At 42.6% G+C, this 14,995-nt stretch carries 14 protein-coding genes and 1 tRNA gene; 6 read left to right on the top strand and 9 right to left on the bottom strand.

Annotated elements, in window-relative coordinates:
* The 6 genes from NC99_RS10990 to NC99_RS11015 all read right to left on the bottom strand — a co-directional run.
* Window positions 1–1,656 (bottom strand): hypothetical protein (locus NC99_RS10990; protein WP_053183597.1); only part of this gene is annotated, 1,656 nt, incomplete at its 3' end.
* Between the two features lie 215 nt (window positions 1,657–1,871).
* A complete protein-coding gene (locus NC99_RS10995) occupies window positions 1,872–3,089 on the bottom strand; it encodes a site-specific integrase (protein ID WP_053183599.1) in 1,218 nt (405 codons plus the stop codon).
* 114 nt (window positions 3,090–3,203) lie between these two features.
* A tRNA-Gly gene (locus tag NC99_RS11000) sits at window positions 3,204–3,275 on the bottom strand.
* A 104-nt stretch (window positions 3,276–3,379) separates the two neighbouring features.
* Window positions 3,380–4,321 (bottom strand): tRNA epoxyqueuosine(34) reductase QueG, encoded by a 942-nt coding sequence (queG, locus tag NC99_RS11005; protein ID WP_053183702.1) that lies wholly within the window; start codon window positions 4,319–4,321, stop codon window positions 3,380–3,382.
* 72 nt (window positions 4,322–4,393) lie between these two features.
* Window positions 4,394–4,699 (bottom strand): iron-sulfur cluster assembly protein, encoded by a 306-nt coding sequence (locus tag NC99_RS11010; protein ID WP_053183601.1) that lies wholly within the window; start codon window positions 4,697–4,699, stop codon window positions 4,394–4,396.
* A 12-nt stretch (window positions 4,700–4,711) separates the two neighbouring features.
* A complete protein-coding gene (locus tag NC99_RS11015) occupies window positions 4,712–5,137 on the bottom strand; it encodes a SufE family protein (RefSeq protein WP_239684441.1) in 426 nt (141 codons plus the stop codon).
* Window positions 5,138–5,343: 206 nt separating this feature from the next.
* Here NC99_RS11015 and rbr point away from each other — a divergent pair, with 206 nt between their 5' ends.
* The 4 genes from rbr (at window position 5,344) to trxA (ending at window position 7,317) form a co-directional block, all read left to right on the top strand.
* Window positions 5,344–5,919, top strand: coding sequence for a rubrerythrin (gene rbr, locus NC99_RS11020; protein ID WP_053183603.1), 576 nt, complete (start codon window positions 5,344–5,346; stop codon window positions 5,917–5,919).
* A gap of 143 nt (window positions 5,920–6,062) precedes the next feature.
* Window positions 6,063–6,716: a Crp/Fnr family transcriptional regulator gene (locus NC99_RS11025; protein ID WP_053183605.1), complete on the top strand. Its 654-nt coding sequence runs from the start codon at window positions 6,063–6,065 to the stop codon at window positions 6,714–6,716.
* 90 nt (window positions 6,717–6,806) lie between these two features.
* Window positions 6,807–7,025 carry a DUF6132 family protein gene (locus tag NC99_RS11030; protein ID WP_053183607.1) on the top strand — a complete coding sequence of 73 codons (219 nt, stop codon included), beginning with the start codon at window positions 6,807–6,809 and terminating at the stop codon, window positions 7,023–7,025.
* Window positions 7,012–7,317: a thioredoxin gene (gene trxA / locus NC99_RS11035; RefSeq protein WP_053183608.1), complete on the top strand. Its 306-nt coding sequence runs from the start codon at window positions 7,012–7,014 to the stop codon at window positions 7,315–7,317. Before NC99_RS11030 ends, trxA begins: the two co-directional genes overlap by 14 nt.
* 297 nt (window positions 7,318–7,614) lie before the next feature.
* Here trxA and infB read toward each other — a convergent pair whose 3' ends face one another.
* The 3 genes from infB to rimP all read right to left on the bottom strand — a co-directional run bounded on the left by infB (window position 7,615) and on the right by rimP (window position 12,428).
* Window positions 7,615–10,614 (bottom strand): translation initiation factor IF-2, encoded by a 3,000-nt coding sequence (gene infB / locus NC99_RS11040; RefSeq protein ID WP_053183610.1) that lies wholly within the window; start codon window positions 10,612–10,614, stop codon window positions 7,615–7,617.
* 104 nt (window positions 10,615–10,718) lie between these two features.
* Entirely contained in the window at window positions 10,719–11,954 is a 1,236-nt protein-coding gene (gene nusA / locus NC99_RS11045) for a transcription termination factor NusA (RefSeq protein WP_053183612.1), read from the bottom strand.
* Between the two features lie 12 nt (window positions 11,955–11,966).
* A complete protein-coding gene (gene rimP, locus NC99_RS11050; RefSeq protein WP_053183615.1) occupies window positions 11,967–12,428 on the bottom strand; it encodes a ribosome assembly cofactor RimP in 462 nt (153 codons plus the stop codon).
* 225 nt (window positions 12,429–12,653) lie between these two features.
* Between rimP and NC99_RS11055 the strand changes: the two genes are divergently transcribed.
* Together NC99_RS11055 and lpxD are read left to right on the top strand one after the other, a co-directional pair.
* On the top strand, window positions 12,654–13,904 hold the full coding sequence (locus NC99_RS11055; protein WP_053183617.1) for an HD domain-containing protein: 1,251 nt from the start codon (window positions 12,654–12,656) through the stop codon (window positions 13,902–13,904).
* Between the two features lie 37 nt (window positions 13,905–13,941).
* Window positions 13,942–14,988, top strand: coding sequence for a UDP-3-O-(3-hydroxymyristoyl)glucosamine N-acyltransferase (gene lpxD / locus NC99_RS11060; protein WP_053183619.1), 1,047 nt, complete (start codon window positions 13,942–13,944; stop codon window positions 14,986–14,988).
* The last annotated feature ends 7 nt before the right edge of the window (window positions 14,989–14,995 follow it).

The following is a 14,995-nucleotide window of genomic DNA, read 5'->3' on the forward strand; positions in this document are numbered from 1 at the left end:
GTCTTGTTTTATCCCGAGCGTAAACGTTTCCGATATTTCTAATAAGATGGGTGCGCAAAATCTCTTTTTCTCACTTTCTGACTTTTGTAAAGCTTTTTCAATTTTTGCTTTACTGTAATCAAGCTTTTCAATATATTCGGCACCAAATGTGTCAAATGCATCAACAATAAATAAATCGTCCTCGAAACTTTGAGCAATCATTTTCCGATATTCGGCTATATTACTTCCGTCTTTTAAAAGGGATAAGATTCGAGTCCTCCGTTTCTTTGCACCCTCAGATTTTCTGATTTTCATTCTATCAGCCTCCAAGAAAAATCGCAAATCTGGTGGATTAAATTTTACATTAAAAAAGTTCGTTTCCTCATAAGCTATTTTTAGTGACTCAATGGCTTTGTAGTAACTCCGAACCCTTTCTTCATTGTACATGTTATGCACTGCAAACTCATTAATACTACCATCTTTGTTCAAAAATTCGGAAAAAGTCAACTTTTTTAAGTCTGTCATAACAGCCTTTTCAGCATGGATGCTTTTAGCTTGTTTCAATTCTGTCATTAAAAACTCATGGTTCCGTCGGTACTGAGCAATTTGTTTATCAAGTTCTTCGTCTGATTTTACGTTTAAGTCGCCTTTGAAATTGGTGATGTGAGTTAGCGTGTTATAGTTTCTTCCATCATCAAAAACCTTTCTGAATCGCCCTTGTATTTGTATTGCTTCTGTATATGGATCAATTATTGTATGTTCCGCTTGATTTAAATCAGTTAGTATAATAATGTCAGGCTTGACTTTTATTTCAATGTCAACAGCTGAGAAATATCTGGAAGTGAAAAAATTATAAGTTTCTAACGGTTCCGCAAAATCCGATTCAATGTTTTTATAACCAAGTTTTTCGAGCTTTATTTTACTTTTGGGAGAACAGAAGGTTTTGAAATTATATTGCATCTTCAATGAGTTGATAATCCCACTAATCCCAGCAGTTGAATTATAAAATATGCAGATACATCGACTATGTTTTAATGACTCCAACTTTTCTAAAAGCACATTAACAAAATCATTTGTAGTAACTAAGGTAATATCTTTTTTATATTCAAATTTTGGACGAATCTTGAGTCGATAAAAGTTCTGTTTGTAAACTTTAGGGTGGTGAATTGCTAATGGAGTGGCAGAAACAAAGGCTTTGCTTTCAAAATCAAAAAAATCTGTCACAGGATTCGTTATATTTTTCCGGTACTCTACATCCTGATTTAAGCGCTCACATTCATCAAACAAACAGAAAAAGTCTAAAAATATATTTATTTTCAGCTGCTTAGCTCCTTCTTTTATTTTTGAAAAACCTTCGGGAGTTGTAAGTATTTTTTTGTACTGGGCTGAGCTATTCTTTAAGTATCTTTTTACCTTAGCAACTGTAACTCCATCAAATACCCCGAATAAGTTTAAATCCTTGTGTTTATTCACCTTCCCCTTAATCACTGGAACATTCGGCTCGATTATTATTGAATGCCTTTTTGCATGAATCTCTGCATGAGTTGCGCCCACTCCAGGGAGTGTTTTGTCAAGCACAATGTTTGACGGAATATTTTCATAACCTGCACGTTTAAGAGCATGAACCAATCTTTCACCTTCGTAAAGCTCCAAAAACTTTGTTTCTAATGTATTCACTTTTCTATCTGCATTTTAAAGGAAACGGATTTTTTTCAGCTTGTTTTTTGTCAATATTAGCCTTTGATTCAAAAATAATCCGTTGCCAATGTTTCCAATTAAAACGCACCTTTACTTTAAGAAAGCTAATTTGCGTTATGGCACTTTCAAAAGTAAAAATTAAATCCTATCTCAACTGATTTTTCGAGATAGGATTTAGTAAAATGATCCAAAATTTAAAGCAGATGATCCATTGCCCCTTTTATCTGTTCATTCTCGAAGCTATCTAAATAAATCTGTGTTGTACTTAAATCGGAATGCCCTAATGTTTCACTGATTAAAGCGATATCAACGCCTGAGTTTTTTAAAACTGTGGCAAATGAGTGACGAGCTACGTACGTTGACAAATTGAAATCAATCTTTGCTAACTCTGCTACCCGTTTCAAATCTTTATTTACCCTCACCAGAATTTTATGAATCCGATTTTGTTTTTGAATTGCCGTTTTATGCCTTTTAGTATCCAGAATTGGGAATAAATAATTCTCAATATTTTCACAGCGCTGGTAAGGTTTTAGTAAGTCAATTGCAGTCTGTGAAATTATAAGGCCAATTTTCTTTCCCGTTTTTTGCCTTATATATTTCAATCTCCTATCCACTATATTTTCAAACCTTAAATTGGCTATGTCGGTGAAATTAATTCCTCCCGATAGATAGCTAAAAATAAAAACATCTCTCGAAAATCGGACGGATTCAGTTTCAGCCGATAAATCTAAATTCATTAATTTAAGAATGTCATCTTTTGTGATAGACCGTTTCTTTGTTTTGATATCAAATTTACTGATTTTGAATTCATTAAAAGGATAGTTGGTTTTATTTGCAGCCTTTGATTCAATGGCTTTATTATAGGCGCTTCTTAGTGTTCGGAATAAAAGGCTCATGGTTGTCTCTTTATTTCCTTTAGATCGAAGCCATTTCTCGTAACGCTGCAACCATTGAATGTCAATGTCAGCAAAAAGGATATTCAACCGACCTTTTGAAAATTCCTTAATTGAATTATGTGACCCTTTATAAATCAATCTATTGCCTGCTTTGTTGGTTTGTTTGTAGTGAAGAATCAATTCCCTGTAAAACTCACCAACTGTTTTTTCTTTTACTTCTGATTTGTTGACATTCAAAAGGTTTGTAAGTGTAAAATCTTTCTGCGAGGCATTTAATTCTAAGATATGCGTTTGAAGCTCTGTAATTTTGTCAAGCATGATCTTTTGAATGTAGCCTCCGTTAGGACAATTCGGTTTAGGTTTGTTTTTGGAGAAGTCCCAATGTTTTGCATTGACAGAAACGCCCAAACTTTGATATTTGCGCTTTCCGTTCTTAGAGATTTGAACCATTAACGGGTTTTCACCGTTAGCAAGTGTTTTCGATTTGTAGCAAACTACTGAAATAGAAGCATTCATGAGTGTAAACTGGTTTACATTCCGGTTTACATTGCGTAGTAAATCTTCGTATAATTAGGGTGAAAAAAGAAAATCAATCAATGATGTATTACAATGCAACTGACTGTTTATCAGAGCGGGAAATGGGGATCGAACCCACGACCCTCAGCTTGGGAAGCTGATGCTCTACCACTGAGCTACTCCCGCCTATTTATCTTTTGATGCCCCAAATGTAGTTTATTTTCATATTGAATAATCAAGGAGCAGACTTTTTTTCAAGCCAATGGTTTTTATTTTCAAGCGGGACATATTTAATCTGAATTGGATGCACTATCAATAAACTCCAGGTTGCGTTTCAAGCCTTCAAACTTGGTTCGCTTGACGGCGGACTTGCGAAACAATTCATTAAACAGGGGTTTGTCCATTTCCATCCATTCGTTTCGGGTGAGTGCCATCAATTTAGGGTGCGGCTCAAAGTCGGGTTCCCGGTGTGGTTCCGATTTCAGGTTCCAGGGGCACACATCCTGGCAAATGTCGCAGCCAAACACCCGGTCCTCAAATTTACCTTGCAGGCTCTGGTCCAGCTCACCTTTAAGTTCAATGGTTTGATACGAAATGCAGCGTTGGGCATCCACCACCTGGGGTGCAACAATGGCTTGGGTGGGGCAGGCGTCAATGCAGCGGGTGCAGGTTCCGCAATGGTCGCGCACCGTTTTGTTGTCGGCGGGCAGCTCCAAGTCAACAATCAACTCACCAATAAAAAAGAAGCTGCCATGCTCCACCGAAATCAGGTTGGTGTGTTTGCCCACCCAGCCTAGTCCGGCTTTCGCTGCCCAAGCTTTGTCGAGCACCGGTGCGGAATCGACAAACGGACGCCCGTTGCATGGTTCAATTTCATTCTGAATGAATTTTAGGAGTTCATTCAACTTGTCTTTCAATACAAAATGATAGTCCTTTCCATAGGCATATTTCGACAGAACCGGTGCGTCATCAGCCAGTTGTTTTTCTGTGGGATAGTAATTGAGCAGCACCGAAATGACCGATTTGGCTCCTTCAAAAATCAAGCGCGGATCGAGCCGCATTTCCACATTTCGAGCCATATAAGCCATTTCGCCATGCAGTTCTTGATTGAGCCAGCGCTCGAGGCGGGATTTTTCCTCGGATAGAAAATCGGCTTTGGAAATTCCACAATCCAGAAAACCCAACTCGAAAGCCTTTTCCTTAATTTTTGCCGCCTGTTCTTGCTGTTCCATGTTCTGCCCAATTTTTCCGAATATAAAAATACCCGGTTTTTGCCGGGTATTCAATTTATCTCGTTGTAACTTTTAAAAGAATCCCAGTTCCAGCCGGGCTTCTTCGCTCATCATCGACTTGTCCCAGGGCGGTTCAAAAGTCAATTCTACATGGGCATCTTCCACGCCTTCGGCTGTTAAAGCGGCCTGTTTGGTGTCTTCCACCAACATGTCGGCCACCGGGCATCCGGGAGCAGTCAGGGTCATTATTACATGCGCTTTGTTGTTTTCATCCACATCGATGTTATAAATCAGGCCCAAATCGTATATGTTTACCGGGATTTCCGGGTCGTACACTTCTTTTAAGTTCTCTATTATTAAATCAATTCTTGCGTCCATGGCTTGTCCTCCTTAACTTGAAATTCTGTTATAAGCAACAGCATATAATTTGATTTGTTTGATCATGGCAACCAATCCATTGGATCGGGTTGGCGACAGGTGTTGTTTTAAACCAATATCATCTACAAAGTGTAAGTCGCTTTCCATAATTTCCTCGGGTGTGCGGCCCGAAACAACCCGCAGCAGCAGTGCAACGAGTCCCTTGACAATCACTGCGTCGCTTTCCCCTTCAAAATAAATTTTCCCATCTTTAAATTCCGGAACCAGCCACACCCGCGACTGGCAGCCTTTAATCAGATGCTGATCGTTTTTCTGTTTTGGATCCAAATCCTTCAAATCATTTCCCAATTCTATCAGGTAGCTGTATTTGTCCATCCAGTCTTCGTAAATGGAGAACTCAGCAACTATTTCCTGCTGTATGTTTTCTATCGTCATCATATCCTAAATAAGGATGCAAATGTCGTCATTTTTTACTAATCATACAATCCTGGGGTGGATCGAATGAAAGACTTAAGGAAAAGAAAAGCCCGGTATCCTTTTTTTGAATCATTCTAAATATGGTTCTGCATTCCGCTAATCACTAACAAATAATTATCTTCCGCATTCAAAAAAATCAAAACTCCTAATTTTTAAAATAGACCAGAATGAATTCAATTGTTGGAACACAAACAGAGAAAAATCTATTGAAAGCTTTTGCTGGCGAATCACAAGCCAAAAACCGCTATCAGTTTTTTGCCAAGCAAGCCAAAAAGGAAGGATTGCATCAGATTGCCGCTATTTTTGAAGAGACAGCTGAAAATGAGGAAGCACATGCCAAACGTTTTTTCCGTTTTTTGGAAGGCGGCATGGTTGAAATTACGGCCAGCTACCCAGCCGGAGTGATTGGAACGACCATGGAAAACCTGAAAGCATCGGCCGATGGCGAAAACGAAGAGTGGACAGAACTGTATCCTGAATTTGCACGCGTAGCCGAAGAAGAGGGTTTCAAGCAGATTGCGGTAGTTTTTAAAGCCATCGCCAAAATTGAAAAACACCACGAAGAACGCTACCGCAAGCTGTGCCAAAACCTGGAAGAAGGTAAAGTGTTTGAGCGCGAAGACAAAGTGGTGTGGAAGTGCCGCGTTTGTGGATTATTGCACGAGTCGAAGCGCCCGCCCAAAAAATGTCCGTCGTGCGAGCACGAGCAGGAATATTTCGAAATTGAAGCAACCAATTACTAAGGGGAGCGAAACAGCTTTAAGAATTAAAAGCGCCGGATTCCGTTAAGCGCCAAGATTTGATGGGGATTCAGGTGAGCTATTCAATCCGGGTTTTGGATTCTTGAAGCTGTTTTTTACTTTTTCCTTGCTACTTTTGCTTGGATATGCAACGAGTTCGTTTGATATTGAACCGGCGTTTTCCTTTTCTTGGAAAAAATTTACTCGACGAAATTGAGCAACACGGCTTGATTCAGGAAGTTCGGGTGGGTGATGAAATCCTGCGGGAAGGCCAGACTATTAAGTCGTTTCCGCTGATTTTGGAAGGAAGCCTTCGGGTTGTCCGAACCGAGAAGGATGGGCGCGAACTGTTGCTGTATCTCCTGAATCCCGGCGATGTGTGCAGCATGGCGCTGACCTGCTGTATGGGGCAGCAGCAAAGCAATGTGAACGCGATTGCCGAGAAAGACAGCCTGATTGTCCGCATTCCGGTCGATTTGCTGGATGACTGGATGATGCGTTTCCCGGAGTGGAAATCGTTTATGATGTACGCATACCGCAAACGTTTTGACGAGTTGCTGGAAACCATCGATGCCATTGCTTTTCTGAATCTGGATGAAAGGCTTGAACGGTTTTTCCGGTCACGTTTTGAAGCTACCGGAGAAAAACTGTTTCACGGCAAACATCAGGATATTGCGTATCAGCTGAACACTTCGCGCGAAGTCGTGTCGCGCCTGCTGAAAAAGATGGAGCAAAGGGGCATGGTCAAACTCAGTCGGAACGAAGTTGACTTTTCGGCTTTGATCAATGCCAAAGCCTGATTTTTCAGCATCAATCAACACCAGGCTTGTGTGACCCAAGTCACTTGATAACTCCTGACTTTCCCTTTTCTTTGCTGGAAATCTTGAATTATGAAAGAATTTTTTCTGAAACATAAATGGCGACTTGTTGGAACTGTACTTGGAGCGTTTGCCGGATTTTTATATTGGCACTACATTGGCTGCAACTCCGGAACCTGCCCGATTCAATCCAATTGGCATACCAGTTCGCTGTATGGCGGACTGATGGGGTTCCTGGTCAGCGATTTGAAAAAGACAAAGGAAAAGCCTGAGGAAGATGGAAAAGTTTAAGCAGATTGTGCAAGGAGCAACACCCGTGTTGGTCGATTTCTCGGCGGAGTGGTGCGGCCCGTGTAAAATGATGGCCCCCATTCTCAAGCAGCTGAAAGAACAGATGGGGGATGGAATACGAATTTTGAAAATTGATGTTGACCGGAACCAGGAGCTTGCGAATCAATATCAAATCCGGAGCGTTCCAACCTTGATGCTTTTTCAACATGGCGAACGAAAATGGACCGGCAGCGGGGTTATGCAGGCCGATCAGCTGGCGTCGGTGATTCAGCAAACGACGAAGCTTGTTTAAGACGTATTCGGAAGAATCAATTTGCCTGTCCTTTTTTTATTGAAAGGGGAAAAATATCAACAATTAAACGTCGAAGATACTGCGAAGCCTCATTTGAGGGAAGCAGCAAAAAGGGGAAAGAAGAGGGAGCAGAGATCCGAAATGGGTTTCTGCTTTTTTATTGCTCATTGTTTTGTAATCGTTTGATCGTTCTTCTTTGAATATCCTGGGGTGTTGAAAAATTGGAAATTCCGTAAATGAAAAAATCCGGCTCGTGAGCCGGATTTTTCGTTATCAGATGATTTTTGTTTTGCGTCGTTAGAGTGACTTGGCGACTTCAATTTCGTGGAAGGCTTCGATCATATCGCCTTCTTTCACGTCATTATATCCGTCAATATTCAATCCACACTCGTAGCCTTTTTGTACTTCTTTCACATCGTCCTTGAAGCGTTTCAATGACCCCAGTGTTCCGGTGTAGATCACAATGCCGTCGCGGATGAGCCGTACTTTATTGTTCCGGTGAATTTTTCCGTCACGCACAATACAACCGGCGATGGTTCCGACCTTGGTGATTTTGAATGCTTCCATCACTTCGGCTGTTCCAAGAATTTCTTCCTTGATTTCCGGAGAAAGCATTCCTTCCATGGCCGACTTGATTTCGTTAATCGCATCGTAAATGATGGAGTACAGGCGAATATCCACTTCCTCTTTTTCAGCGAGCTTGCGGGCCTGCATGCTCGGACGAACCTGGAATCCAACCACAATCGCGTCGGAAGCTGTTGCCAGCATCACGTCGGATTCGGAAATGGCACCAACTGCTTTGTGAATCACATTTACCTGAATTTCATCGGTCGACAATTTGATCAATGCGTCGGACAATGCTTCGATTGAACCGTCCACGTCACCTTTCACAATCAGGTTTAATTCCTGGAAGTTTCCAATGGCAATCCGGCGTCCAATTTCATCCAGCGTAATGTGTTTCTGTGTCCGTAGACCTTGCTCGCGTGCCAGCTGCTCACGTTTGTTGGCAATTTGACGGGCTTCGCGTTCGTTCTCAAATACGTTAAATTTGTCACCGGCCTGAGGCGCGCCATCCAATCCAAGAATGATGACCGGCTCGGAAGGTCCGGCGGATTCGATGCGCTGGTTCCGCTCGTTAAACATGGCTTTGATATGGCCGTAGTATTTTCCGGCCAACATGATGTCGCCCTGGTGCAGGGTTCCGTTTTGAACCAGTACGGTGGCCACATAACCCCGTCCGCGGTCAAGCGACGATTCAACGATTGTTCCGGTTGCCCGGCGGTCTTTATTTCCTTTCAGCTCAAGCATCTCTGCTTCGAGCAATACTTTTTCGAGCAGTTCGTCGATATTCACACCATTTTTGGCCGAGATATCCTGGCTCTGGTATTTACCGCCCCATTCTTCCACCAGGAAGTTGAGGTTGGCCAGGCCTTCTTTTATTTTATCAGGATTAGCGTTGGGCTTGTCAATTTTGTTAATGGCAAACACAATCGGCACACCAGCAGCTTGCGCGTGGTTAATGGCCTCTTTGGTTTGCGGCATAATGTCGTCGTCGGCAGCTACAATAATAATGGCGATGTCGGTAACCTGCGCACCACGGGCACGCATGGCCGTAAATGCTTCGTGACCCGGCGTGTCGAGGAAGGTGATCATTCGACCATCGGCCAGGCTAACATGGTATGCTCCGATGTGCTGGGTGATACCACCGGCCTCGCCGGCGATAACGTTGGCACTCCGAATGTGGTCGAGCAGTGATGTTTTACCGTGGTCAACGTGCCCCATTACCGTAACAATGGGCGCTCTTGGATGAACTTGTTCCGGTTCATCATCATCATCAACACCATCCAAAATGTCGGCGCTCACGAATTCGACCTCATAGCCAAACTCTTCAGCAACAATCGACATGGTTTCGGCATCCAGACGTTGGTTGATGGACACGAACAGCCCGAGGCTCATACAGGAAGAAATGACTTCCGTGACGCTCACATCCATCATGGTGGCCAGTTCTGAAACGGACACAAATTCCGTTACTTTCAGAACGTATTGTTCTGCGCTTTCTCTTTCGTGAGCCGCTGATGCCTTGTCGGACGCTGCTTGCCGTTTGTCGCGGCGATATTTTGATCCTTTTGATTTTTGCTTTCCGGAAGTCAGACGAGCCAAGGTGTCCTTAATTTGCTTTTGTACATCTTCCTCGCTAACCTCTTTTTTAATGATTTTGCGTTTTCCCTTACCGCCCTGCTGCTGCATGCGGCCACGCTGTCCTTGCCCTTGAGGTTGTCCTTGTCCGGGTTTGACCACGTTAATGCGCGAGTCGGAATCTTTTTGAATGCGTCGGCGCTTTTTCTTCGCGTTTTGAGCACTGGTGTCAGTGGATGAAGCCACTGGTTTCTTTTTCTTGATGTCAATTTTGCCAACAACATTTGGGCCTGATAGCTTTTCGACATTGGTTTTAATGTCTTTGTCGCGATCTCTTCCCTGCTCTTGGCTTGTCTGACGTTTTTGTTTGTCGCGTTCTTTCCGCTCGTCCTCTTTTTGTTTTTTTGTTTTCTTGGTCGGACGTGTTTTTTGGTTGATTGAGGAGAGATCGATTCGGCCAACGACCTTCACTTCATCAACTTTGGGAATATTGGTCTGAACTTCTTCGATTGGTTCCGTTTGTTTTTCTACTTCTGCGGGCTTTTCTTCCTCAGGTACTGGTTTAGGTTCCACCGGTTTGCTCACCTCTGCCTTAGGCGTTTCAATTTGCTTTTCTTCTTCCTTAGGCTTGGCTGCTTTCGGTTCTTCCTGCTTTTGGTCACCTTTTTTAATAACGGTAGGTTTTCCCTCGCGTTTTTTAGGCTGAATACTATCCAGGTCAATTTTGCCTAAGACTTTTGGCTGGTCAACCTCGGGCAGTTTTTCTTTTTCTTCTTCGGGTTGAGGTTTTGGTTCGGGCTTGGCTTTTGGGGTTTCCTTTTTTGGAGGATTCATATCCTTAATCCGAACTTCTTCCACTTCCTCTTCTTCATCGTCCTGATCAACGTCTTCTTCGGTGTCCGCATTAGCATTTTCAAGCGAAATGGATTCGTTCTTACTACGGTGACTCATCAGGTTGATTTTTTCAGACTCTTTTTTCAGCGTGATATCACTTTTATACTCTTTTTCGAGCATGTGATATGCGTCTTCTGAAATTTTTGAGTTTGGATTTGCATCAATATCAAATCCTTTTTTGTGCAGAAACTCAACAATGGTGTTGGTTCCCACATTAAACTCTCGTGCTACCTTACTAAGTCGCGTACTTTTTTTGCCAATTGCCATATACCCAATCTATTTTTTTATCTTTTTAAGTTTTGCGCGAAAAACTATGCAATTTTAAATCCAATTTATTTAAATGCCAATAGTTTAATGTTATTTGTTTTTGATTACTCAAACTCGGCGCGCAAAATTTTCAATATGTGATCAATTGTTTCTTCTTCCAGATCTGTTCGTTTAATCAGATCGGCACGGCTTAAACCCAATACGTTTTTAGCGGTGTCGCAGCCAATTGATTTTAATTGATCCAAAATCCAGGCATCAATTTCGTCTGCAAATTCTTCGAGGTTGACATCTTCGTCATCCGTTGCCATATCACGGTAAACATCAATTTCGTAGCCGGTTAACTGGCTTGCCAAACGAATGTTCAGGCCTCCTTTTCCAATGGCCAGCGAAACTTCGTCGGGTTTCAGGAAAACGTCCGCCCGCTTGGTGTCTTCGTGTAATTTTATCGAAGTTATTTTTGCCGGGTTCAACGCCCGCTGAATAAACAGTTGCACATTGGCTGAATAGTTGATCACATCAATGTTTTCGTTTCGTAGTTCACGAACAATGCCGTGAATACGTGATCCTTTCATTCCAACACAAGCGCCCACAGGGTCAATGCGTTCGTCGTATGATTCAACAGCCACTTTGGCTCTTTCGCCCGGAACACGAACGATTTTTTTGATGGTGATCAGTCCATCAAAAATTTCAGGAACTTCCAGCTCAAACAAACGCTCGAGGAAAACAGGTGATGTCCGTGAAAGAATGATCAGCGGATTATTGTTTCGCAGTTCTACTTTGTAAACCACTGCTCTTAGGCTGTCGCCCTTGCGGAAGTAGTCTGAAGGAATTTGCTCCGTTTTTGGAAGAATCAGTTCATTGCCTTCATCATCCAAAACCAGAATTTCTTTTTTCCAAACCTGGTAAACTTCGCCGGTTACAATGTCGCCAATTTTGCTTTTGTATTTACCGAAGATGTGGTCTTTTTCCAACTCCAGAATCCGACTGGCCAGGTTTTGACGTAAATTCAGAATTGCGCGACGTCCAAAGTCTTTCAACTTCACTTCGTCGGTCACTTCTTCACCGACTTCATAGTCGTCGTCAATTTTCTTGGCTTCCGACAGTGTGATTTGTCTGTTGGGATCCTCAATGTCGGCATCTTCTACCACTTCGCGGTTGCGCCAAATTTCAAAGTCACCCTTGTCGATATTAATAATGATGTCGAAGTTTTCATCTGTTCCGTAGGTTTTTTCCAACACATTACGGAAAACGTCTTCAAGAACGCTCATCATCGTGACCCGATCAATGTTTTTCAGGTCTTTAAATTCAGAAAATGTATCGATAAGATTAATCGTATCCATCTTGCGCTCGTTTTAGAATTTAATAATGTTTTTAACTGTTTTCGCTTCGTCAAACGCTATACGGTGGAGGCTTGTTATAAGTTGCTTTTTCTTATGTCCTTCAACCTTTTCGCGTTTGCTTGTTTCTAATTCAAATCCTTCCTGGTCGGCGGTTTTCAGTACACCTTCCAGTTTTTCGCCGTTTGCCAGCACCACTTCCATTTCCTGCCCGATGTTTTTCACAAACTGGCGGTACACTTTCAGTGGCTGTCCGAGCCCTGACGATGACACTTGTAATTCAAAATCATCTTCCTCCCGGTCAATACTTCCTTCAACCGTCCGGCTAATCTCCACACAGTGGTCGATTGTGATGCCATGCATGCTGTCGAGAGTGACCATGATTTGGTTGCCCGGATTGATGTCAAAAGACACGATAAACTGGTCTTCACTTAGTTTATCTTCAATGAGTTGCCTGATTTTGTTTTTATCAATCATAAATTTCGACTAATAAAACAGGGGACTTTGGGGTCCCCTGCAAACGGTCTTTCTTCCAATTGTCAGCGCAAAATTAGCAAAAGGAATTCAAATCACAAAATGTGGAAGTTAACTGGTCATCCGTTAAGAGTTGTTTGGAAATAACCGGCTTAGGCTTGCCGGCTTCCGGGGAATGAAAAAATTCTTATTTTTGCCGGTAGCACGTGTAAAAAAGCAACGATCAGCTTGAGAACAAATAAGAAAAAGATTATTAATGATCCGGTTTTTGGCTTCATCACCATTCAGTCCGAATTCATCTACGACTTGATTGAGCATCCGTTCCTTCAGCGTTTACGCCGAATCAAACAGCTTGGCCTTTCCAGTATCGTTTTTCCGGGGGTGAACCACACCCGGTTTGAACACGCCATAGGCGCGGTACATTTAATGCGTTTGGCCATCTCGGGTTTGATCATGAAGGGTGTCGAGATCAGTGACGATGAAGCAGAGGCTGTAACTGCCGCCATTTTACTGCATGATATTGGACACGGGCCTTTTTCGCATGCACTGGAGCATTCGCTGGTCGAAGGCATTTCGCACGAAATGATTTCCTTGCTGCTCATGGAAGAACTGAACCGACAGTTTAACGGGCGCTTGGAGATGGCCATCCAGATTTTTAAAAATGAATACCCCAAACGGTTTCTTCACCAGTTGGTGGCCAGTCAGCTGGATGTTGACCGGTTGGATTACTTGCGTCGTGATAGTTTTTTTTCCGGGGTGACCGAGGGGATGATTGGCTCCGATCGTATTATCAAAATGCTCAACGTGCGCAACGATGGTTTGGTGATTGAGCACAAAGGAATCTATTCCATTGAAAAGTTTTTGATTTCGCGCCGCCTGATGTATTGGCAGGTTTATTTGCACAAAACCGTTTTGTCGGCCGAAAATATGTTGGTCAAAGTGCTGCAACGGGCCAAGACTTTGGTAATGCAGGGGCATGATTTGTGTGCGACTCCGGCCTTGAAAGTTTTTATGGGACAGAAAATAACATGGGGATCTTTCAAGGAGCAAACCTTCGCAAATGAGAAGAGTTTGCTTGACTTGTTTGTTGAACTTGATGACAGCGACTTAATTTCGGCCATGAAGCAATGGCAGTACCACGACGACAAAATCCTGGCTTATCTTGCAGGCGCTGTAATTAATCGTAAACTATTTCGAATCAGAATTCAGAATACACCATTTTCGGATGAAGAAATTTCCGGGCTAAAAAACAGGATTACAGATCGATGGGGGCTTGACGGCAGTGAGCTGGACTATTTCCTGATTCATGACTCCATCAGCAATTTCGCCTACACTTCGGGAAGCGATAAAATTAACATTTTAATGAAAGACGGCAGGGTGCAGGAGATCAATGAAGCTTCAGATGTTAACCTTTCCAGCTTGCTGCAAACCGTAAGGAAATATTTTGTGTGTTATCCGAAAGAATTGGACATTAAGTAATTTAAACCTATTTTTGCAGCGCGCCAAGAAAAAATATATGGAATTTAAAGCACTTAACATCGCTGAGTTCCTTCACGGTACGATTGAAGGTGATGAGAATATCAGCGTAAATAATGTTTCGAAAATTGAAGATGGAAAGCCGGGAACACTGGCGTTTTTGTCCAATCCCAAGTACGAACGTTACATCTACGAAACAGAGGCTTCAATTGTATTGGTTAAGAATGATTTTACACCAGAACGAGCGATAAAAGCAACCTTAATTCGGGTGGACGATCCCTACCAGGCATTTGCTTCGTTGTTGGATCTTTATGAACAAGCCAAGCAATTAAAAAGCGGTATCGAACAACCTTCGTTTATCGACCCCTCGGCAACTGTTGGTGAGAACATCTATTTTGGTGCCTTTGCTTACCTCGGACAAAATTCTACCCTTGGAAATAAAGTGAAGATCTATCCACAAGTATTTATCGGCTCCGATGTCACCATTGGAGACAATACCATAATATACGCCGGAGCAAAAATTTATGACGGGTCTGTGATCGGGAGTAACTGCATTATTCATGCCGGTGCCGTGATTGGGTCCGATGGCTTTGGATTTGCACCCAGAGCAGACGGATCGTATCAAAAAATTCCACAAGTTGGAAATGTTATTTTGGAAGATCATGTTGAAATTGGCGCCAATACCACCATCGACTGCTCGACCATGGGATCAACCATTATTCGGAAAGGAGCAAAACTGGATAACCTGATTCAGGTAGCCCATAATTGCGAAGTTGGCGAGAATACAGTAATGGCTGCTTTGACAGGAATTGCCGGTTCAACCAAAATTGGTAAGAATTGTATGTTTGGGGGCCAGGTCGGTGTTGCAGGACATTTAACGATTGGTGATGATGTTAAAATTGGGGCGATGGCTGGAGTATCCAATAATATAAAAGCCGGGAAAACGGTACTTGGAGCACCGGCAATGGATCACGACCAGGCATTGAAGTCATTTGTGGTTTACCGCCGCCTTCCTCAAATGCGGGACCAGTTGATTGACTTGCAGAAAGAAGTTACAGAACTAAAATCGAAATTGAATAAACAATAAGTTTTAG

The organism is Sunxiuqinia dokdonensis, assembly GCF_001270965.1.
Classification (GTDB): Bacteria; Bacteroidota; Bacteroidia; order Bacteroidales; family Prolixibacteraceae; genus Sunxiuqinia; species Sunxiuqinia dokdonensis.